The organism is Streptomyces graminofaciens (genome assembly GCF_030294945.1).
GTDB lineage: Bacteria > Actinomycetota > Actinomycetes > Streptomycetales > Streptomycetaceae > Streptomyces > Streptomyces graminofaciens.
Genome location: NZ_AP018448.1, coordinates 1,352,639 through 1,372,307, shown reverse-complemented (window position 1 = coordinate 1,372,307; position 19,669 = coordinate 1,352,639). Strand labels below are relative to the sequence as shown.

The 19,669-nt window shown below is 70.0% G+C and carries 17 protein-coding genes; 11 read left to right on the top strand and 6 right to left on the bottom strand.

Annotated features, from left to right (window positions below):
- Positions 1 to 37: 37 nt before the first annotated feature.
- Genes SGFS_RS05995 through SGFS_RS05980 form a run of 4 tightly spaced genes read right to left on the bottom strand, consistent with a single transcriptional unit; the run spans position 38 to position 4,273 of the window.
- Complete coding sequence (locus SGFS_RS05995) at positions 38 to 1,069, bottom strand: LacI family DNA-binding transcriptional regulator (RefSeq protein WP_286248205.1); 1,032 nt, start codon at positions 1,067 to 1,069, stop codon at positions 38 to 40.
- A complete protein-coding gene (locus SGFS_RS05990; RefSeq protein ID WP_286248203.1) occupies positions 1,066 to 1,971 on the bottom strand; it encodes a carbohydrate ABC transporter permease in 906 nt (301 codons plus the stop codon). Before SGFS_RS05990 ends, SGFS_RS05995 begins: the two co-directional genes overlap by 4 nt.
- Positions 1,968 to 2,954, bottom strand: coding sequence for a carbohydrate ABC transporter permease (locus SGFS_RS05985; RefSeq protein ID WP_286248202.1), 987 nt, complete (start codon positions 2,952 to 2,954; stop codon positions 1,968 to 1,970). Before SGFS_RS05985 ends, SGFS_RS05990 begins: the two co-directional genes overlap by 4 nt.
- Positions 2,951 to 4,273, bottom strand: a complete 1,323-nt coding sequence (locus SGFS_RS05980; RefSeq protein WP_286248200.1) for an extracellular solute-binding protein — start codon at positions 4,271 to 4,273, stop codon at positions 2,951 to 2,953. Before SGFS_RS05980 ends, SGFS_RS05985 begins: the two co-directional genes overlap by 4 nt.
- A gap of 210 nt (positions 4,274 to 4,483) precedes the next feature.
- On the opposite strand from SGFS_RS05980, the gene SGFS_RS05975 reads away from it, so the two are divergent.
- Complete coding sequence (locus SGFS_RS05975; RefSeq protein WP_286248199.1) at positions 4,484 to 6,505, top strand: beta-galactosidase; 2,022 nt, start codon at positions 4,484 to 4,486, stop codon at positions 6,503 to 6,505.
- Positions 6,506 to 7,319: 814 nt separating this feature from the next.
- A complete protein-coding gene (locus SGFS_RS05970; RefSeq protein WP_286248198.1) occupies positions 7,320 to 8,888 on the top strand; it encodes a glycoside hydrolase family 53 protein in 1,569 nt (522 codons plus the stop codon).
- A gap of 59 nt (positions 8,889 to 8,947) precedes the next feature.
- Here the strand turns inward: SGFS_RS05970 and SGFS_RS05965 are convergent, their stop codons facing one another.
- Positions 8,948 to 9,784 (bottom strand): ATP-grasp domain-containing protein, encoded by an 837-nt coding sequence (locus tag SGFS_RS05965; RefSeq protein ID WP_286248196.1) that lies wholly within the window; start codon positions 9,782 to 9,784, stop codon positions 8,948 to 8,950.
- Positions 9,785 to 9,878: 94 nt separating this feature from the next.
- On the opposite strand from SGFS_RS05965, the gene SGFS_RS05960 reads away from it, so the two are divergent.
- The 9 genes from SGFS_RS05960 (at position 9,879) to SGFS_RS05920 (ending at position 18,275) form a co-directional block, all read left to right on the top strand.
- Complete coding sequence (locus tag SGFS_RS05960; protein WP_286248194.1) at positions 9,879 to 10,847, top strand: SMP-30/gluconolactonase/LRE family protein; 969 nt, start codon at positions 9,879 to 9,881, stop codon at positions 10,845 to 10,847.
- A gap of 403 nt (positions 10,848 to 11,250) precedes the next feature.
- The gene (gene crcB, locus SGFS_RS05955; protein ID WP_286248191.1) at positions 11,251 to 11,730 is read left to right on the top strand and encodes a fluoride efflux transporter CrcB; all 480 of its coding nucleotides are present in this window, start codon (positions 11,251 to 11,253) and stop codon (positions 11,728 to 11,730) included.
- A complete protein-coding gene (locus SGFS_RS05950; RefSeq protein ID WP_286248190.1) occupies positions 11,727 to 12,098 on the top strand; it encodes a DUF190 domain-containing protein in 372 nt (123 codons plus the stop codon). The genes crcB (SGFS_RS05955) and SGFS_RS05950 overlap by 4 nt, the downstream gene beginning before the upstream one ends.
- The gene (crcB, locus tag SGFS_RS05945; RefSeq protein WP_286248188.1) at positions 12,095 to 12,469 is read left to right on the top strand and encodes a fluoride efflux transporter CrcB; all 375 of its coding nucleotides are present in this window, start codon (positions 12,095 to 12,097) and stop codon (positions 12,467 to 12,469) included. Before SGFS_RS05950 ends, crcB (SGFS_RS05945) begins: the two co-directional genes overlap by 4 nt.
- 108 nt (positions 12,470 to 12,577) lie before the next feature.
- Positions 12,578 to 13,255, top strand: coding sequence for a FadR/GntR family transcriptional regulator (locus SGFS_RS05940; RefSeq protein WP_286259823.1), 678 nt, complete (start codon positions 12,578 to 12,580; stop codon positions 13,253 to 13,255).
- The gene (locus SGFS_RS05935) at positions 13,252 to 14,694 is read left to right on the top strand and encodes an amino acid permease (protein WP_286248186.1); all 1,443 of its coding nucleotides are present in this window, start codon (positions 13,252 to 13,254) and stop codon (positions 14,692 to 14,694) included. Before SGFS_RS05940 ends, SGFS_RS05935 begins: the two co-directional genes overlap by 4 nt.
- Before the next feature lie 8 nt (positions 14,695 to 14,702).
- On the top strand, positions 14,703 to 15,755 hold the full coding sequence (locus SGFS_RS05930; RefSeq protein WP_286259821.1) for an asparaginase: 1,053 nt from the start codon (positions 14,703 to 14,705) through the stop codon (positions 15,753 to 15,755).
- Between the two features lie 121 nt (positions 15,756 to 15,876).
- A complete protein-coding gene (aspA, locus tag SGFS_RS05925; protein ID WP_286248184.1) occupies positions 15,877 to 17,289 on the top strand; it encodes an aspartate ammonia-lyase in 1,413 nt (470 codons plus the stop codon).
- Between the two features lie 47 nt (positions 17,290 to 17,336).
- Complete coding sequence (locus tag SGFS_RS05920; protein WP_286248183.1) at positions 17,337 to 18,275, top strand: glutaminase; 939 nt, start codon at positions 17,337 to 17,339, stop codon at positions 18,273 to 18,275.
- A gap of 493 nt (positions 18,276 to 18,768) precedes the next feature.
- Here SGFS_RS05920 and SGFS_RS05915 read toward each other — a convergent pair whose 3' ends face one another.
- The gene (locus tag SGFS_RS05915) at positions 18,769 to 19,470 is read right to left on the bottom strand and encodes a hypothetical protein (protein ID WP_286248181.1); all 702 of its coding nucleotides are present in this window, start codon (positions 19,468 to 19,470) and stop codon (positions 18,769 to 18,771) included.
- Positions 19,471 to 19,669 lie beyond the last annotated feature (199 nt).

Genomic DNA, 19,669 nt, shown 5'->3' with positions numbered 1-19,669 from the left:
TCGTCAGCGGGGTTCAATCGCGGGGACGGCTTCCGCGTCACGTCGACTCCCGGCGCACCAGATCCGTCGGCAGGATCACCGCGGCCGGGTCCTCGCCGCCGATCTGCGCCAGCAGCACCCGGACCATCTCGGCGCTGATGCGGTCGTAGGGCTGGCGGATCGTCGTGAGGGCGGGGACGGCCTCCGTCGCCGCGGCGGAGTCGTCGAAGCCGCCCACGGCCACGTCCTCGGGGACGCGACGGCCCGCCCGGCGCAGCGCCGCCAGGGCGCCCTGCGCCATCAGGTCGGAGGCCACGAACACGGCGTCCATGTCGGGTGCCTGCGCCAGCAGCCGTTCGGCGCCCGTCTCACCGCTGGCCCGGCTGTAGTCGCCGGAGACGATGAGCCGCTCGTCGATCTCGACGCCCGCCTCCCCGAGCACCTCCTTGTAGCCGGCGAGGCGGTCGACACCGCCCGGGGTGTCCAGCGGACCGGTCACGACGCCGATGCGGCGGCGGCCCAGCGACAGGAGGTGGCGCACCATGTCACGGGCGCCGTCCCGGTCGTCCGCGGCCACGTAACTGACCTTGGAACCGGGCGCCATCGGCTTGCCGCACTGGACGAGGGGAATCCCCGCCTCGCGCAGTTCCTGGGCGACCGGGTTCCCGGAGTGGCTGGACACCAGCAGCACACCGTCGACGTGGCCCGCCGTGATGTACCGCGTGATCCGGCGCCGCTCGTCCTCCGTGCCGGCCACCATCAGGAGCAGTGGGATGTCGTGCGCGGCCAGTGCCTGGGTGCAACCGCGCAGCAGGACGTTGAAGTTGGGGTCCTCGAACAGCTTTTCCTGCGGTTCCGTCAGCAGGAAGCCGATCGAGTCGGAGCGGCCGGTGATCAGCGAGCGGGCGTGCCGGTTCACGACGTAACCCGTCTTGCGGATCGCGGCGTTGACGGCCTCGGCGGCGCTCGGGCTGACGTAGTGACCGCCGTTGAGCACGCGTGAGACGGTTCCCCTGGAGACTCCCGCCTCGCGCGCCACATCGTGAATGGTCGGCGGTTTGCGCCTGCCCCCCGTGTTGCTCATGGTCATGACTTTACGGCCCCGGAGAGCAGATCGAGGCTCCAGAAGCGCTGGATGACCAGGAAGAGCGCGATCAGCGGGATCACCGCGAGCAGCGCACCCGTGATCACCAGGGTGTAGAGCGCCGGAGTGTTGGAGCCCTGTTCGAGGAGCGTGAACAGACCCAGCGTGATCGGGAACTTCTCGTCGTCGCTGAGCATGATGTACGGCAGCAGGAAGTTGTTCCACACGGCGACGAACTGGAACAGGAAGACCGTCACCAGACCCGGCACCATCATCGGCAGCGCGATCCGGGTGAAGATCCGCCACTCGCTCGCCCCGTCCATCCGCCCGGCCTCGACCACGTCGCCGGGGACGGCGGCGGCCGCGTAGATCCGGGACAGGTACACGCCGTACGGGGAGAGGACCAGCGGCAGCAGCACCGACCAGTAGGTGTCCGCGAGGTCCGCCTTGGCCATCAGCAGGTACTGCGGGATGGCGAGGATCACCGGCGGCATCAGCACGCCCGCCATCAGGACACTGAAGATGGTCTCGCGGCCCTTGAAACGGTAGATCGCCAGCGCGTAGCCGCTGACCGCCGAGACGGCGGTCGACAGCAGGGCGCCGACGCCCGCGTACAGGGCGGAGTTGCCCATCCACTTCCAGTAGACGCCGTCGCGGTAGGCGTTCAGGTCGGACACGTTGTCCGCGAAGCCGGTGCCCGGGAAGAAGGTGAACGTGGAGAACAGCTCGCTGCCCGACTTGGTGGCCGCGATCAGCACCCAGGCCACGGGAAGCAGACAGTAGATCGCGCCCAGCAGCAGAGTGAGCGTCGGGACGAGCGCGATCCGGCGGCCCAGCGGCGGGCCCTGTGCGGTGCCGGGCGTGGTGCTGGCCGCCGGGGCGGTCTTGCGGACGGCAAGAGAACTCATCGTACGGCTCCTTGACTGTCGTCCCGCTTGTTCCGGGAGTTCGCGGCCCTCAGGAAGCCGAAGGACAGGACCAGCGTGGCCACGGCGATGATCACCGCGCCGGCGGCCGCCGAGTAGATGTCGCCCTCGCCGAACGCGTCCCGGTACACCTTCATCAGCGGACTCCACGTCGTGGAGACCGAGTTGGTGAGGGGCTTCAAGGTCGTCGGCTCGCTGAACACCTGGAGTGTGGCGATGATCGAGAAGAAGAAGGTCAGCACCAGCGAGGGCGCCACCATCGGGATCTTGATCCGCAGCGCGATCTGTAGCGGCGTCGCGCCGTCCAGCTTGGCCGCCTCGTACACCTCGGTGGGGATCGCCTGCAGCGAGGTGTAGATGACGATCATGTTGAAGCCGGTGCCGCCCCAGACCGCGATGTTCGACAGCGCCGCGTACAGGCCGCCGCCGTCCAGCAGGTCCGGCTGCGGGAGCCCCAGCTTCTCCAGCACGAAGTAGAAGGGGCTGACGTCCGGGAGGTAGAGGAAGCCCCAGAGCAGGGCCGCCACGACGCCAGGGATGGCGTACGGCAGGAAGATCGCCAACCGGGTGAAGGGGGCCAGCTTCACCTTGTCGCTGTCCAGCATCAGGGCGAAGACCAGCGCCAGGCCGAGCATGACCGGGACCACGATCGCGCCGTAGCCGAGGACGCGCAGCGCGCCGTCGAGCAGTTCGGAGTCGGTCAGGGCGTCGGCGTAGTTCTCGAAGCCCGCCCAGACCTCCCGGCGCGCGCCCGATCCGAGGCCCAGGCCGTTGACCTGCACCTTGTGCAGGCTGAGCCAGACCGCGTAGCCGATGGGCAGCGCGAAGAAGAGGGCGAACAGGACTGTCGCGGGGAGGAGGAAGAAGTAGGGGGCGCTTCGCGCTCGTTTGAGGGTGGTGGTGGGAGACGGGTGGGCGTACGGGGCCCCCTTGACCCCGTACGACCTCCGGCGTGCACTTGTCACTCCGCGACCTCGAAGCCCTGCTTCTTCATGTCGGCGACCGTGTCGTCCTGCATCTTCGTCAGGGCGTCACCGAAGTCCGACTTGTTCTTGGCGGCGGCGCCGAACGCGTCCTTGAAGGTGGTGTACGCGACGTTCACGTTCGGGCCCCACGCGGAGGGCGCCGTGGTCTTCGCGATCTCGGAGGCCGTGGTGTAGAAGTCGGCCTGGTTGGAGAAGAAGGCCGGCGGCTCGGTGAACGCGTCACTGGTCTGCGCGGTCGTGGCGGCCGGGTAGATACCGCCCTCCTTCGCCAGCGCGGTCAGCGCCTCCGGGTCGGTGTTCAGCCAGGCGGCGAACTTCGCGGCGGCACCCTTGTTGTTCGAGTCCGTGGTGACGGCGGTCGAGGAGCCGCCCCAGCTGCCGGTCGTGTTCTCGGACGACGACCACTGCGGCAGCGGCGCCACCTTCCACTTGCCCTTGGTGTCGGGCGCGGCGGTGGTCAGCGTGCCCGGCGCCCACACGGCGCTGACCCAGGCGATCTGCTTGCCGGTGTTGAGCGCCTTGTTCCAGGCCGGGGTGTACATCGGCTGGTTGTCGATGGCGCCCTCCTTGACGAGGCCGCCCCAGAAGTCGGCGACCTTCTGCGTCGCCGCGTCGTCTATGCCGACCTTCCACTTCTGGCCCTCGGTGGTCCACCACTTGGCGCCCGCCTGCTGGGCGAGACCGGCGAAGAGGCCCGAGTCGTTCGCGGAGAAGGTGGTCAGATCGACGTCCGAGTCCTCCTTCTTCAGCTTCCGCGCTGTCTCGGCGAACTCGTCCCAGGTCTTCGGAACCGTCAGGTCGTACTTCTTGAAGAGGTCCTCGCGGTAGTAGAACATCATCGGCCCGATGTCCTGCGGGATCGCGTAGACGGCGTCCGAGCCCAGCGTGGTCTGCTGCCAGACGCCGTCGGCGAACTTGCTCTTCGCGTCGCCCGCCTCCTTCGCGATGTCGGCGACCGCGTCATTGCTGACCAGCGTCGGCAGCGCCTGGTACTCGGCCTGCACCAGGTCCGGGCCCTTGCCCGCCTTGTGCGCCGTGAGGATCTTGGTCACGAGCGTGTCGCCGGAGGCCTGCTTCTTCACCGTGACGGTGATCTGCTGCTCCTTGCCGGGACCCTTGTTCCACAGGTCCACGACCTTGTCCATGCCCGGCGTCCAGGTCCAGTACGTCAGGCTCGCCGGCCCCGACTGGGCCTCGCTGTCGTCGTCGGACCCGCCACAGGCGGCAAGTGCGGTGGCGCCGAGCGTGACGGCGACGGCGGTGGCCACAAAGCGCCGGTGCTTGGTGATGTTGGGCATGGATCTTTCTCCCCTGACCTGGGTCCTCGCCTGCTGCGAAGACCATGCCATGCTTCTGTGAGCGTTCACAGGTACTGCGTCTGTGAGCGTTCACAGTAGAGAAACATCCCGGACACTTGTCAATGGTTGTTGCTGTGCGGTTATGTTGGGCTCGCACCGCCGCCGCAGTGTGTGAACGTTCCCAAATGATCGACTAAACGGGAGAAATCCATGCCGGAGACCACCCCCACGGGCCTCACCAGGCTCGCCTTCGGTGGGGACTACAACCCCGAGCAGTGGCCGGAAACCGTCTGGCACGAGGATGTCCGGCTGATGCGCGAGGCCGGCGTCACGATGGTGAGCGTCGGCATCTTCTCCTGGGCCCTGCTGGAGACCTCGCGCGGCGCGTACGACTTCGGCTGGCTGGACCGCCTGCTCGACCTGCTGCACGAGAACGGCATCCGCGCCGACCTGGGCACCCCCACCGTCGTACCGCCCGTCTGGTTCTACCGCGAGCACCCCGAGGCGCTGCCCGTCGCTGTCGACGGCACCCGCTACGAGTTCGGCTCGCGGGGCGCCATCTGCCACAGCAACGCCGACTACCGGGCCGCCGCCGCGAACATCACCACGAAGCTCGCCGAGCGCTACGCCGAGCACCCCGCGCTCGCCATGTGGCATGTGCACAACGAGTACGGGGTGCCCGTCTCGGCCTGCTACTGCGACTCCTGCGCCGCGCACTTCCGCCGCTGGCTGGAGCGCGCGTACGGCGACGTGGAGGCGGTCAACGAGGCCTGGGGCACCGCCTTCTGGGGCCAGCGCTACACCGACTTCGCGCAGATCAACCCGCCGCGCGTGGCGCCCACGGTCGGCAACCCCGGCCAGGCCCTCGACTACAAGCGGTTCGCCGACGAGACCATCCGCGAGAACTTCGTGATGGAGCGGGACATCCTGCACCGCCTGGCGCCCGGCATCCCGGTCACGACGAACTTCATGACCGCGCTCAGCCAGTGCGACTCCATCGACTACTGGGCCTGGGGCCGCGAGGTCGACATCGTCACCAACGACCACTACCTGATCACCGACGGCCGCCGCACCCATGTGAACCTCGCGATGGCCGCCGACATCACGCGCTCGGTCGGCGGCGGCGCCCCCTGGCTGCTGCTCGAACACTCCACGTCCGGGGTCAACTGGCAGGCCCGCAACCCCGCCAAGGCCCCCGGCCAGATGGCCCGCAACTCCCTCACCCATGTGGCGCGCGGCTCCGACGGCGCCATGTTCTTCCAGTGGCGGCAGTCCCGGCGCGGCGCCGAGAAGTTCCACTCGGCGATGCTGCCGCAGGCCGGCACCGAGTCGAGGGTCTGGCGCGAGGTCGTCGAGCTGGGCGCGTCCCTCGACTCGCTCAGCCAGATCCGCGACAGCCGGACGGTCGCCGACGTGGCCGTCGTGTGGGACTGGCACTCCTGGTGGGCGCAGAGCCTCGCCTGGCGCCCCAGCGAGGACCACGAGGCCCGCGAGCGCGCCGACGCGTTCTACGAAGCCCTCTACGACCGCCACCTCACGGTCGACTTCGCCCACCCGGAAGCCGACTTGTCGGCTTATCCCCTTGTCGTCGTCCCCGCGCTGTACCTGATGACGGAGGCGGCGGGGAGCAACCTCAAGCGGTATGTCGAGAACGGCGGCACCCTCGTCGTCTCCTACTTCTCCGGGATCGTCGACGAGCACGACGCCGTGCACGAGGGCCCCTACCCGGGTGCCCTGCGGGACGTGCTGGGCCTGACGGTCGAGGAGTTCAGCCCGCTGCTCGGCGGGGAGCGCGTGCGGATCACCGGGCCCGACGGCTCCGAGCTCACCGGTGACGTGTGGACGGAGTTCGTGGTGCCGCAAGGCGCCGAGACCGTGTGGACGTACGCCGACGGACTCGCCGCCGACCGGCCCGCCGTCACCCGGCACCGGCTCGGCGAGGGCTCCGCCTGGTATGTGTCGACCCGCCTCGACGCGTACGGCCTGGACGCCCTGCTCGGCTGGGCCGCCGACGACGCGGGCATCGCGCCTCGCGCCGATCTGCCGCGCGACATCGAAGTGGTGCGCCGGGCGGGGGAGTCGGGTGACTTCCTCTTCGCGATCAACCACACCGCGCTCGACACGAAGGTGCCGCTGGAGACGGACGGCACGGAACTCCTCACCGGTGAGCGGGCGGCGGGCCACCTGGCCGTGCCCGCCGGGGGTGTCAGGGTCGTACGGCTCGACGGCTGACCCGACGGACCCTCATGACCCGACGGATCGGTCGAACGGCCGATCGGCTGAACGGCCGATTGGTCGAACGCAGACGCGGTGGGCGGGGGCCCGGTCACAGAGTCGTACGACGTGACCGGGGCCGGTCCACCGGGCCGCACGGGGTGCGGCCGTACCGCAAGCCGGACTGCCCGACGGCCTTGCGGAACGGTCGCCCCACGTGGCGGCCGAGCGAGAAGGACGCCGTGAGCGGCGGTCGTGCGGCAGGGCCACCACCCGGTGTGGTGGCCCCGCGAATCGGCTGTCCCGAGCGGTGGCCCGGCAGGACGGCCGCATCGGACGGCCACGCGAGACGACCGTCCGGGGGACGGCTGTACCAAGTGGCCCTCCGGTGCGGCGGCCGCGCCGAGCAGGCGCCCGTCGCGGTGGCCGCGCAAGACGGTTGCCCGACGTGGCGGTCACGTAAGACGTCGTCCGACGCGGCCTTGAACGAGGGTCGCCCGTCGCGGTGGCCGCGCAAGACGGTCGCCGGTCGCGGCGGCCAAGCAAGAGGGCCGTCCGCCGCGACGACCGAACCCGGTCCGGAGTCGATCACTGACCTCGGACCACCGCGCCCGGGTCGGCCACCGACTCCCCGGCGCGGGCCCGGGGCCGACCACCGGCCCCGGGCCGCCCGCCCGAGGCTGTTCCCCCAGCCCCGGGTCACCCCCCGACCCCGGCCGGATTCCTGGGGACGTCCGGTCGGTCAGGGCGGTGCTGCGTCCATGACCTTCGGGCGCGGCGCCGCCGCCAGTACGGCTCCAACAAGGTCCCCGTCCTTGTCGAAGGGACGACGATGTTCCACGCGAGACGCGCCCTCAGGGCCCTGCTGATACCTCTGTTCGCAGGCCTGGCGCTCACCACTCTGCCCGCCACGTCGGCACAGGCCGCCTCCACGCTCACCAACGGAGGCTTCGAGTCCGACGGCACCGGGACCGCGACGCCGGCCGGCTGGTCGACGTACTCGGCGGCCGGCCAGAACTCCGCCTCCTTCACCGAGTCCGGTGGCCACGGCGGCAGTTACCGTCTCTCCCACTACTCGGCCTCGGCCTACAAGGTGGAGACGTACCAGTACCTGTCCGGGCTGACCAACGGGAACTACAAGCTCACCGCGTGGGTGCGCTCCGGCGGCGGCCAGAACTCCGCGTACATCGCGCTGAAGAACTGCGGCAGCGCCGAGCAGCGCACCGACATCCCGGTCTCCTCCAGCGGCTGGGTGCGGATCGTCACCTCCATCGCGGTGACGAACAACCAGTGCACCATCAGCATCAACTCCGATGCCAACGCCGGAAACTGGATCAACGTCGACGACCTGACCTTCGCGTCCGGTACGACGGGCCTGTCCATCAAGGGCTCCGACGTGTCCTCGCTCATCAAGAGCGAGGCCAAGGGCGGTGTCTACAAGAACAGCTCCGGCACGACCGGCGACGCGCTCGCCATCCTGAAGAGCGCCGGTCAGAACTACGCGCGCGTCAAGGTCTGGGTGAACCCCGCCGACGGCTACAACAACAAGACGCGCGTACTCGCCGCCGCCAAGCGCATCAAGGCGCAGGGCATGAAGCTGCTGGTGGACTTCCACTACTCGGACACCTGGGCCGACCCGGGCGCACAGACCGTGCCGTCCCCGTGGACCGGGCACTCCTACAGCCAGCTGAAGACGGACGTCTACAACCACACCTACGACGTCCTGAACGCCCTCAAGTCCCAGGGCACCACCGCCGACATGGTCCAGGTCGGCAACGAGATCAACGGCGGCATGCTGTGGTCCGCGGGCTCCACCTCCAACTGGTCGCAGCTCGCCGGTCTGCTCAACTCCGGCTACGACGCGGTCAAGGCGGTCAACTCCTCCACCCAGGTGGCGCTGCACCTCGCCAAGGGCGGTGACCTGTCCGGCACCCGCTGGTGGTTCGACAACGCGGTGTCCAACGGCGTGAAGTTCGACGTCATCGGCCTGTCGTACTACGGCTACTGGCACGGAACCCTCGCCGAGTTCCAGACGACCCTGGACGACGCGGCCTCCCGCTACAGCAAGCCGGTCTTCGTCGCCGAGACGGCCTACCCGTTCCGTCTCGACAGCGAGGACTCGCACGAGAACATCATCGACCTGAGCAGCGAACTCGTGTCCGGATACCCGGCCACGACCGCCGGTCAGACCCGCTGGATGAAGGACGTCGCGAGCATCGTCGAGGCCGTCCCGAACGGCCGTGGTCTCGGTGTCTTCTACTGGGAGTCCACCTGGACCGCCGTCAGCGGCAACGGCTGGGACCCGACCGACGCCTCCTCCGGCAACGGCTGGGAGAACCAGGCCCTGTTCGGCTACGACGACAGGGCGCTCCCGGCGATGGCGTGGTTCAGTCACCGCTGACCGATCGGGGAGTGTCGAGGAGGGCCCGTACGACTTGGCGTACGGGCCCTCCGGCCGTATCAAGCCTCGGCGGTGCTCAGGAAGCGGTGCAGCGAGGCGGCCATGGCCTCGACGAAGGCGTCCCGGACGGGCTCGGGCACCCGGTCCAGGGAGAGATAGGGATTGAGGTCCTCCAGCTCGACCAGCAGGAGATCACCGTCCCGGGTACGGCAGGCGTCCACCCGCTGGATGCCGTGGTCCAGGGTGTTCCAGTCGACGAACCGCCGGGCGAAGCCGAGGTCGGCGTCGGTGGGCTCGTAGGGCTCCAGGACCCAGCGCCGGTCGGGGTCGGGTGCGTACAGGGCGTACTGGAAGCCGTCGTCGACGAAGTAGAACGACACCTCGTAGCGGAAGTCGACACGCGGCTGGACCAGGACATCGCCGCCCCGGGCCAGGTCCGCCAGCCGCTCCCGGGGCACGAACTCCAGGCCGATCGAGTCCGCCCCGGCCTTCGGCTTGACCACGTACAGGTCGGCCCGCGGCAGCCGGTCCAGGTCCTCGGGCCGGTCGACCGTGGGGATCACCGGGTACCCGGCGTCGGTCAGGTCCACCAGATACTGCTTGCCCGCCATGTCGCCCCGGCCGATGAGGGGGTTGTAGACCGGGGTGCCCTGGGCCAGGGCCCGCGCGCGGAAGGCGTCGTACTCGCGCCGGTAGTGGATCACCGGGCCGCTGTTGCGTACGACCACGGCGTCGAAGGCGTCCATCAGCGCGGCGGCGTCCAGCGGGTGGCACAGGGCCGGGTCGAAGTCCGCGCGCAGCCGCGAGGTCAGGAAGATGTCCTCGTCGCAGTAGCGCCGGCCTCGCGCCGGGTAGGCGAGATCGGTCACGTACAGCAGGCGGGGACGGCCGGGCACGGGGCGACTCCTTGATCGACGGCCGTCAATGTAACCCAGGCTCCGGCGGGTGTGCCTGGGAGGATGGTGCGCCGTAGACGACGGGAGCACGGACATGACGTACGCGCAGGGCACCGGCCTCGCATCACACGCGTTCATCGGCATCGGCGGGCGCGGCCCCGAGGACGTGATCGCCGACGACCGGGGGCGGATCCTGACCGGCGTGGAGGACGGCCGAGTCCTGCGGTTGGACGGGATCGCGGATCCCGGGCGGGCCGGGGTCGAGACGATCGCCGACACGGGCGGCAGGCCACTCGGCCTCCAACTCCTCCCCGACGGCGACCTGTTGGTGTGCGACGCCCGCCGCGGACTGCTCCGCGTCACGACCGGCGACGGGACGGTACGCGTGCTCGCCGACGCGGTGGCCGGTGAGCCGCTGCGGTTCTGCAGCAACGTGGTGGCGCTCTCCGACGGGACGGTCTATTTCACGGTCTCCAGCCGCCGTCACCCTCTGGAGCACTGGCTCGGCGACCTCGTCGAACACACCGGCACCGGACGGCTGCTGCGTCTCGCGCCGGGGGACCGTGAGCCCGAGGTGGTCCTGGAGGGGCTTCAGTTCGCCAACGGCCTCGCGCCCTCGGCGGACGAGTCCTTCCTGGTCGTCGCCGAGACCGCCGACCGCCGCCTCACCCGCGTCCGGCTGAGCGGGACGAGGGCGGGGGAGCGCGAGCCGTTCGTGGCGGACCTGCCGGGCATGCCCGACAACATGTGGCGGGGCACGGACGGACTGATGTGGGTCGCGCTTGCCGGCCCACGCATCGGCGCCCTGGAACTGGTGCACCGGGCGGGCCCGTCGATCCGGCGCGCCGCGAGCCGTGTCGCGGTCCGGGCACCGTACCGTCCCCAGCGCTACGCCGGTGTCGTCGCCGTCGACGACGAGGGCGAAGTGGTCCACGACCTGGCGAACCGCCGCTTCCCGTTCCGCATGGTCACGAGTGCGTGCGTGGCGGAGGGGCGACTGGTCCTGGGCAGCCTGTGGGAGCGGGGGGTCGCGGTGTGCGAGCTGCCGGGGAAGGTGGGGTGACGATTCTGGCGGGGTGAGGGGTGAGGGGTGAGGGGTGAGGGGTGAGGGGTGAGCGTCGCGAGGTGAGGGGCGCGGGGCCAGGAGGCCTGAGGCCGCGGCCCGCAGCCGGGGCCTCACCGCGGGCCGGGAGCCGTGGGCCGGAAGGTGACGAGCCGGAAGGTGACGGGCAGGCACCGCCACCGACCAGGGGGCGCTCAAAGGCCGGCCCCTCGGGGCCGAGTACGACGCCCGTGCCCCCGGAGTTACCCTGTTGACCAGCCGCGATCCCGCACTCCGCGGGCTTTCGTGGCGCGGTGGTGGGGCCCGCCGCACACCGACCGCGGCAGCGCCGCCGCCAACGGTCCCTGCTTGCGAGAGCGTGCCCGGCAGGCGTCCGGGCCCGGCGAGTAGGAGACGTACACCCATGACAGTCCCGCACCCCGACCACCGGACCGAAGCCCCCGCCCCCGGTATCGGCGGCGCGGCGCCCCGCCCGTCGCCCTGGCACGGACAGGCCCCCGTCGTCGCCGTCGTCGCGCTCGGTGGCGGGATCGGCGCGGCGGCCCGCTACGGCGCCGCGCTGTCGTGGCCCGCGCAGCCCGGCGGCTTCCCCTGGACCACCTTCTGGGTGAACGTCGTCGGCTGCTTCGTGATCGGCCTCTTCATGGTCCTGATCACCGAGGTCTGGGCGGCCCACCGGCTCGTCCGGCCGTTCTTCGGTACAGGGGTGCTCGGCGGCTTCACCACCTTCTCCACCTACGCCGTCGACATCCAGCGCCTGGTCGACGACGGTCACCCCCGAACCGCCCTCGCCTATCTCGCCGCGACCCTTCTGGCCGCCCTCGCGGCGGTCTGGCTCGCGGTGACCACGGCACGCCGGACCCTGGCACGGAGGCGACGATGACACCGCGAACGACCCATGCCCTTCGCCTCACCGTCCTGATCGGCGAGCACGACACCTGGCACCACAGACCGCTCTACGCCGAGATCGTGCACCGGGCCCACGCCGCCGGTCTCGCGGGCGCCAGCGTCTTCCGGGGCGTCGAGGGCTTCGGCGCCTCGTCGATCGTCCACACCTCACGGCTGCTCTCGCTCAGCGAGGATCTGCCGGTCGCCGTGATCGTCGTCGACACCGAGGACCGCGTACGGGCCTTCCTCCCCCAGCTGGACGAACTGGTCAACGGCGGACTCGTCACCCTCGACCCCTGCGAGGTCGTCGCCACGAATGCGAACGGCAAATCGCCAACCGTGAAGGGCGGACCGACCCCGTGAACTGGCTCCTCGTCATCCTCGGCGGCATGGTCGGCGCCCCCCTCCGCTACCTCACCGACCGCGCCGTACAGTCCCGGCACGACACGGTCTTCCCCTGGGGCACCCTCGCCGTCAACGTCGTCGGCTGCCTGGTGCTGGGGGCCCTCACGGGGGCTGCGATGGCCGGTGCCGCAAGCTCCCACCTGCAACTTCTCCTCGGCACCGGACTGTGCGGTGCCCTCACCACGTACTCCACCTTCTCCTACGAGACGCTCCGCCTCGCCCAGGACGGCGCCCGCTTCCACGTCGTCGCCAATGTGGTCGTGAGCGTGACGGCGGGGCTGGGCGCGGCCTTCGCGGGAGTGGCGTTCGCGCAGGCCCTGTGGTCGTAGATCCACTGCGCGACCCCTTGACAGCCCCCTCTCGTCACCCGCAGGATCACCCCCGTGAACCTGTCAGACAGCCAGACAGGTGGTTCGGCACCTCGGCGCGTCAGCGCCATGGAAGCGGTGCTTCTCCACCTCCGCGCGGCCATCGAGCGCGGCGAGTACGCCATCGGCGACAAGCTCCCCTCCGAGGCGGAGCTGTGCCGGCAGCTCGAAGTGAGCCGGCCGGTGCTCCGTGAGGCGCTGCGCGCCCTGCAGGTGATGGGGCTGACCCAGTCCCGCACCGGCAAGGGCACCTTCGTGATCGCCAACGCCGTCGAGGACCCCACCTTCGGCGACTACGCGGCGAGCGACCTGCTCGAAGTGCGCCGGCATGTGGAGATCCCGGTCGCCGGGTACGCGGCGACGCGCCGCACCCCGGAGAACCTGGACCACCTGGCCCATCTGCTGGACCGGATGGAGCGGGAGACCGACACCACCGCGTGGGTCGCGATGGACACGCTCTTCCACCTGGCTGTGGCCGAAGCCGCCCAGAACCCGGTGTTCCGCCGGGTCATCGAGGAGATCCGGGACGCACTGGCGCGTCAGTCGGCCTTCCTCAACGAGCTGGGCGGCCGGCGCGAGCAGTCCAACCGCGAGCACCGGGCCATCGTCGAGGCGCTGATCGACGGTTCCGAACACGACGCGGTCGAGGCCATGTCCCACCACCTCGACCGCGTCGAGACCACCCTCACCCACATCGTGCGTTCCCCACGCGCGAACAGTTCCACGGAAGGCGGACCCGAGGCGTGAGCGAGCAGCACCTCAAAGAAGAGACGCGCACACCGGCCGCAGTACATGTCGACGCGGGCGACGAGGGGTACAGCAAGTCCCTCAAGGCCCGGCACGTGAACATGATCGCCATCGGCGGCGCCATCGGCACCGGCCTGTTCCTCGGTGCCGGCGGCCGGCTGGCCGACGCCGGGCCCTCCCTCTTCATCGCGTACGCCGTCTGCGGCGTCTTCGCCTTCCTCGTCGTCCGGGCCCTCGGTGAACTGGTCCTGTACCGGCCGTCCTCCGGTGCCTTCGTGTCCTACGCCCGGGAGTTCCTCGGCGAGAAGGGCGCGTACACGGCCGGCTGGATGTACTTCCTGAACTGGGCCACCACCGGTATCGCCGACATCACCGCCGTCGCCGTCTACACCCACTACTGGGGCATGTTCTCCGACGTACCGCAGTGGGTGATCGCGCTGATCGCGCTCGCGGTGGTCCTCACCGTGAACCTGATCTCGGTGAAGATGTTCGGCGAACTGGAGTTCTGGTTCGCGATCATCAAGGTCGGCGCGCTCGTCGTCTTCATGTGCATCGGTATCTTCCTGCTGGTCACCCAGCACGAGGTGGACGGCACCACCCCCGGCCCGGCCCTGATCACCGACAACGGCGGAGTCTTCCCCAACGGCATCCTGCCGATGCTGCTGATCATCCAGGGCGTCGTCTTCGCCTACGCCTCCGTCGAGCTGGTCGGCGTCGCCGCCGGTGAGACCGAGAACCCCGAGAAGATCATGCCGAAGGCGATCAACTCGATCATGTGGCGTGTGGGCCTGTTCTACGTCGGCTCGGTCGTCCTGCTCGCCATGCTGCTGCCCTGGTCCTCGTACAAGGCCGGCGAGAGCCCCTTCGTGACCGTGCTCTCCAACATCGGTGTCCCGGCGGCGGGCGGCGTGATGAACCTCGTCGTCCTCACGGCCGCCATGTCGTCGCTCAACTCGGGCTTGTACTCCACCGGCCGCATCCTGCGCTCGATGGCGATGTCCGGTTCCGCGCCGAAGTTCACCGGCGTGATGAGCCGCAGCCAGGTCCCGTACGGCGGCATCCTGCTCACCAGCGGTATCTGTGTCCTGGGCGTCGGCCTGAACTTCGTGGTCCCCGCCGAGGCCTTCGAGATCGTCCTCAACTTCGCGGCGATCGGCATCATCTCCACCTGGGGAATGATCATGATCTGTCACCTGTTGTTCTGGCAGAAGACCCAGAAGGGCGAACTGACCCGGCCGAGCTACCAGCTCCCGGGCTCCCCCTGGACCGAGCTCGTGACGCTGTTCTTCCTCGCGTCGGTTCTGGTCCTCATGTACGCCGACGGCGGCGCCGGCCGCACGACGGTGCTGTGCATCCCGCTGATCGCGGGAGCACTTGTGGCGGGCTGGTTCGGCATACGCCGCCGAGTCGCCCGGAAGTCGACCGGAGTGGATGCGTGAACCAGGCAGTGACGTACGACCCCTCGACCACCGGCGCCCCGGGTACCCCCGCGGCTCCGGTGGGCGCGGCCCCCGCGATCCGGGAGCCGCTCCACGCCCCCGTGGCCCACCTCGTACGAGGCGGTGTCATCGAGGGCATCCACTACGGCTCTGTCGTGGTGCTGGGCGCCGACGGGGAGGTGGAACTCCAACTCGGCGACATCGAGGCGGCGTTCTACCCCCGGTCGGCGCTCAAGCCGGTCCAGGCCGTGGCGATGCTGCGGGCCGGACTGCCGCTCGACGGCGACCTGCTGTCGCTGACCGCGGCCAGCCACTCCGGCGAGGAAGTCCACCTCGCCGGAACCCGGCGCATCCTCGACCTCGCCGGAGTCACCGAGGACGACCTGCGCAACGTCACCGACATGCCGTACGACCCGGCGGTCCGGGAGCAGTGGATACGCGAGGGGAGGCAGCCTTCCCGGCTCGCGCAGAACTGCTCCGGCAAGCACGCGGCCATGCTCTACACCTGCAAGCTCAACGGCTGGTCCCTGGACGACTACGTCGACCCGGCCCACCCGTTGCAGCAGGCCATCGCCGAGATCGTCGAGGACCTCACCGGGCAGGCCATCGCCCAGGTGACCGTCGACGGCTGCGGCGCCCCCCTCTTCTCCGTCTCCCTGCACGGCCTCGCCCGCGCCGCCGCCCGCATCACCACCGCCGCCGAGGGCACCCCCGAGCGCCTGGTGGCCGACGCGATGCGCGACCACGCCGAGATGGCGTCGGGCTCCGGGCGCGACGTGGCCGCGCTGATGCGGGCCGTGCCCGGACTGCTCAGCAAGGACGGCTTCGAGGGCGTCCAGATCGCCGCGCTCCCGGACGGCCGGACCGTCGCGGTGAAGATCGCCGACGGTGCCAACCGGGCCCGCATCCCGGTCACCGCGGCCGCGCTCGCCCGCGCCGGGGTCGACCCGGAGCTGCTCGCCGAGTTCGCGGGCGAGGCTCTGCTGGGCGGCGGCCGTGAGGTCGGACGTGTCCGACCGGTCCGCGCGCTCGATCCGGTCACGGACACGACAACTATGTGAACCCTTGCCCCGCGCAATCTCGTCTCTCCTGCAACCGCCTCACGAAGGCGCGGTCCCAAGAGGATCGCGGTCCGACGGGGGCGCACCCGCACCCACCTCAAAGAAGAGGACCCGTACCGCCATGACCGCCGCAGCCACCCGCAGCGAACACGACCTGCTCGGAGACCGCGACGTCCCCGCCGACGCGTACTGGGGCGTCCACACCCTGCGCGCCACGGAGAACTTCCCCATCACCGGCACCCCGATCTCCGCCTACCCGCATCTGATCGACGCCCTGGCCGCCGTGAAGGAGGCCACCGCCCGCGCCAACGAGGAACTCGGCCTGCTCGCCCCCGAGAAGGCCGCCGCGATCATCGAGGCCTGCCGCGAGATCCGCGAGGGCAAGCTGCACGACCAGTTCGTCGTCGACGTCATCCAGGGCGGCGCGGGCACGTCGACGAACATGAACGCCAACGAGGTCGTCGCCAACCGGGCGCTGGAGCTGCTGGGCCACGCCAAGGGCGAGTACGAGCACCTGCACCCCAACGAGGACGTCAACCTCGGCCAGTCCACCAACGACGTCTACCCGACCGCCGTCAAGATCGCGACCGTCTACGCGGTGCGCGAGCTCCTCAGGGCCATGGCCGTCCTCCAGGACTCCTTCGCCCGCAAGGCCGTCGAGTTCCGTGACGTGCTGAAGATGGGCCGCACCCAGCTCCAGGACGCGGTGCCCATGACGCTCGGCCAGGAGTTCTCGGCGTACGCCGTGATGCTGGACGAGGACCGCAGCCGCCTGGCCGAGGCCGTCGAGCTGATCCACGAGATCAACCTCGGCGCCACCGCCATCGGCACCGGCCTCAACGCCCCCGCCGGATACGCGGAGGCCGCGCGCCGCCACCTCGCCGACATCACCGGGCTGCCGCTGGTGACGGCCGCCAACCTGGTCGAGGCCACCCAGGACTGCGGCGCCTTCGTACAAATGTCCGGTGTGCTCAAGCGGATCGCGGTCAAGCTGTCGAAGAGCTGCAACGACCTGCGGCTGCTCTCCTCCGGGCCGCGCGCGGGTCTCAACGAGATCAACCTGCCGCCCGTACAGGCCGGTTCGAGCATCATGCCCGGCAAGGTGAACCCGGTGATCCCCGAGGTCGTCAACCAGGTCGCCTTCGAGGTCATCGGCAACGACGTCACCATCACCATGGCCGCCGAGGCCGGACAGCTCCAGCTCAACGCCTTCGAGCCGATCATCCTGCACTCCCTGTCGGAGTCCCTCACCCATCTGCGCGCCGCCTGCCTCACCCTCGCCGAGCGCTGCGTCGACGGCATCACCGCCAACGAGGAGGAACTGCGCGCGGCTGTGGAGAACTCCATCGGCCTCGTCACCGCTCTCAACCCGCACATCGGCTACACGGCCGCCACCGACATCGCCAAGGAGGCCCTCGCCACCGGCCGCGGAGTCGCCGAACTCGTCCTGGAGAAGGGCCTGTTGCCCGCCGAGCGACTCCAGCAGCTGCTGAAGCCCGAGGTGCTCGCCGGCAACGGCGCCCCCGTGGCCTGACTCGCCCGTGATCTGTGGCTGAGCGCCGGGACCGGCGCGGAGGGACAATGGTGATCATGACAACGACGTCTGCTCTCACCTTCCAGCCGGTCCTGGAGCGCATCGCCGAGGAGATCGCGCGAACCCCGGGCCGGGGCCGACCCGCCGACTACATACCGGCGCTCGCCTCCCGCGACCCCCGCAGCTTCGGCATGGCGGTCGCGGAGCTGGACGGCACGGTGTACGGGGTGGGGGACTGGCGGCAGCCGTTCTCCGCGCAGTCCATCACCAAGGTCTTCACCCTCGCCCTGGACCTGGCCCGCGAGGGCGACGACCTCTGGGAGCACGTCGGCCGCGAGCCCTCCGGCAACCCCTTCAACTCCCTGGTCCAACTGGAGTACGAGAACGGCATCCCGCGCAACCCGTTCATCAACGCGGGCGCCCTCGTCGTCACCGACCGCCTGCACACCCGTACCGGCGACGCTGCCGGCACCCTCCTGGACTTCCTGCGCGCGGAGAGCGGCAACCCGGCCCTCACCTTCGACGAGGAGGTCGCCGCCTCCGAGGCCGGGCACGGCGACCGCAACGCGGCCCTCGCCCACTTCATGACGTCGTACCGCAATATCGAGAACCCCGTCCCGGAGCTGCTGGACCAGTACTTCCGCCAGTGTTCCATCGAGGTCTCCTGCGCCGACCTCGCCCTCGCCACGAGCTTCCTGGCCCGCCACGGGGTCCGCGCCGACGGCACCCGCCTCCTCACCCGCAGCCAGGCGAAGCAGGTCAACGCGGTGATGCTGACCTGCGGGACGTACGACGCGGCGGGCGAGTTCGCCTACCGCGTGGGCCTGCCCGGCAAGAGCGGAGTCGGGGGAGGGATCATCGCGGTGGTACCGGGCAGATGCACGCTGTGCGTGTGGAGCCCCGGCCTGGACGAGCGGGGCAATTCGGTGGCGGGGGTGGCGGCCTTGGACCGCTTCACGACGCTGACGGGCTTGTCGGTCTTCTGAGCCGACGGGTCGGCACCGCCACGGTCGAGCAGGTTCACCTCCGGCAGGACCAGCACCACGATGCGACCGGTGCTCACCACGGCATGCTCGTTCCATCAGTGTGCGCCGTCCCGGGCCGGGGCGGGCGAGCTCTCGCGGTAGCCCTCCCGCAGCTCGGCTGCGGTCGGCCGGGGCATGGCCGAATCTCATCCCAGCCGCATCTACCGCAAGACCGGCGTCCCTTCGCGGGCCGCCCTCGCCGTCCTCCAGACCAGGTTCGAGCTGCGCCACATGACGACCGGGGCTACCGGGTCAGGGTAGGGCGGTGCGCGCCCCAGCCCTCGAAGAGGCCGGCTGCTGCGTTGCACGGACGTTGGCGGTGCAATCGTCCACTCCGAATCGGAAGTCGGCCATCGTTCCTCGTCTGGCTCTGGGCATGCCTTACGAAGGCATGCCTTACGAAGGCATGCCGATCGCCAACACCGTCTTGATGGCCGGTCAGTCAGTGAGCGTTTCAGCGGTGCCTCTCCAAATTCAGGCCTGCGGCCTCCTCGACCTTGGAGATCTGAGCGGACAGCACCTCATCAGGCAGCTCGGGTGTGTAGTGGCCGAAGGCCACCACCGTGGCGCCGCTGCGTACCACCGTGGTCCACATCGGCGTCGAGCCCGGCGCGGACGTTCTGTACGCCACCGCCTCGTCGCCCGCGTCCGGTGCGTCGGCAGCCGCGACTGCCTGGCGGCCGCCGTTCTCGTACCCCTCGCAATTCTTCGCCGCTGTTCTCAGCTCCGCGAGGACGTGCTCGGCACCGGCCTGGTCAAGGGCGAAGAGTTTGATCTCCACCCCGATCTGGTCGGCCGCTTGCCCCGACGCCGCAGACCCCACGGCAACGCTGTACCGGAACGCCTTCGCCTGGGGTTCGAGCTTGCCCACGGACATGTTCAGCAGCGGCTGGCACTTGGCCGGGGATGTCCTCTTGGCAGCGCCCTCGGGAGCGGGCATACCCGCCATCTCCTCCGACATCTGAAACTCGCTCAGATCCGCATCGACCAGGACAGCGGACTGCAACTGAGCGTCGCTCAGAGCCTTGGCCGACGTCTGGGGCTTCTCGCTCTCCGCCGATGCGGAACTCGACGCGGCCGCCCGGGAGGTCGTTTCCCCCGATGTGCCGCCGGGGTCCTCGGTCGCACCGCCGCACGCGCTCAGCAGCACCGTCATCGAAAACACCCACACAGACGCCGCAGCGCACCGTACTCGCACCATTCACCCGCGCTCTCTCCACTTGGCCACCCCGGAGGCGTCCGGGGCTCGGTGGCAACGCTTCCGCACTCTCGGTCCGAGGGGTTCGGTGAAAGTACGCAATCGCATACGTAACTCGTGAGCCAGGGACTCCTTGGGCCCCGGCCCGGATCCGCAG

Bases quoted from the DNA above. Each gene is read 5' to 3' on its own strand.
- SGFS_RS05995 (WP_286248205.1), bottom strand. From the start codon at position 1,069: ATGACCATGAGCAACACGGGGGGCAGGCGCAAACCGCCGACCATTCAC.
- SGFS_RS05990 (WP_286248203.1), bottom strand. From the start codon at position 1,971: ATGAGTTCTCTTGCCGTCCGCAAGACCGCCCCGGCGGCCAGCACCACG.
- SGFS_RS05980 (WP_286248200.1), bottom strand. From the start codon at position 4,273: ATGCCCAACATCACCAAGCACCGGCGCTTTGTGGCCACCGCCGTCGCC.
- SGFS_RS05975 (WP_286248199.1), top strand. From the start codon at position 4,484: ATGCCGGAGACCACCCCCACGGGCCTCACCAGGCTCGCCTTCGGTGGG.
- SGFS_RS05970 (WP_286248198.1), top strand. From the start codon at position 7,320: ATGTTCCACGCGAGACGCGCCCTCAGGGCCCTGCTGATACCTCTGTTC.
- SGFS_RS05960 (WP_286248194.1), top strand. From the start codon at position 9,879: ATGACGTACGCGCAGGGCACCGGCCTCGCATCACACGCGTTCATCGGC.
- crcB (WP_286248191.1), top strand. From the start codon at position 11,251: ATGACAGTCCCGCACCCCGACCACCGGACCGAAGCCCCCGCCCCCGGT.
- SGFS_RS05950 (WP_286248190.1), top strand. From the start codon at position 11,727: ATGACACCGCGAACGACCCATGCCCTTCGCCTCACCGTCCTGATCGGC.
- SGFS_RS05940 (WP_286259823.1), top strand. From the start codon at position 12,578: ATGGAAGCGGTGCTTCTCCACCTCCGCGCGGCCATCGAGCGCGGCGAG.
- aspA (WP_286248184.1), top strand. From the start codon at position 15,877: ATGACCGCCGCAGCCACCCGCAGCGAACACGACCTGCTCGGAGACCGC.
- SGFS_RS05920 (WP_286248183.1), top strand. From the start codon at position 17,337: ATGGTGATCATGACAACGACGTCTGCTCTCACCTTCCAGCCGGTCCTG.
- SGFS_RS05915 (WP_286248181.1), bottom strand. From the start codon at position 19,470: ATGACGGTGCTGCTGAGCGCGTGCGGCGGTGCGACCGAGGACCCCGGC.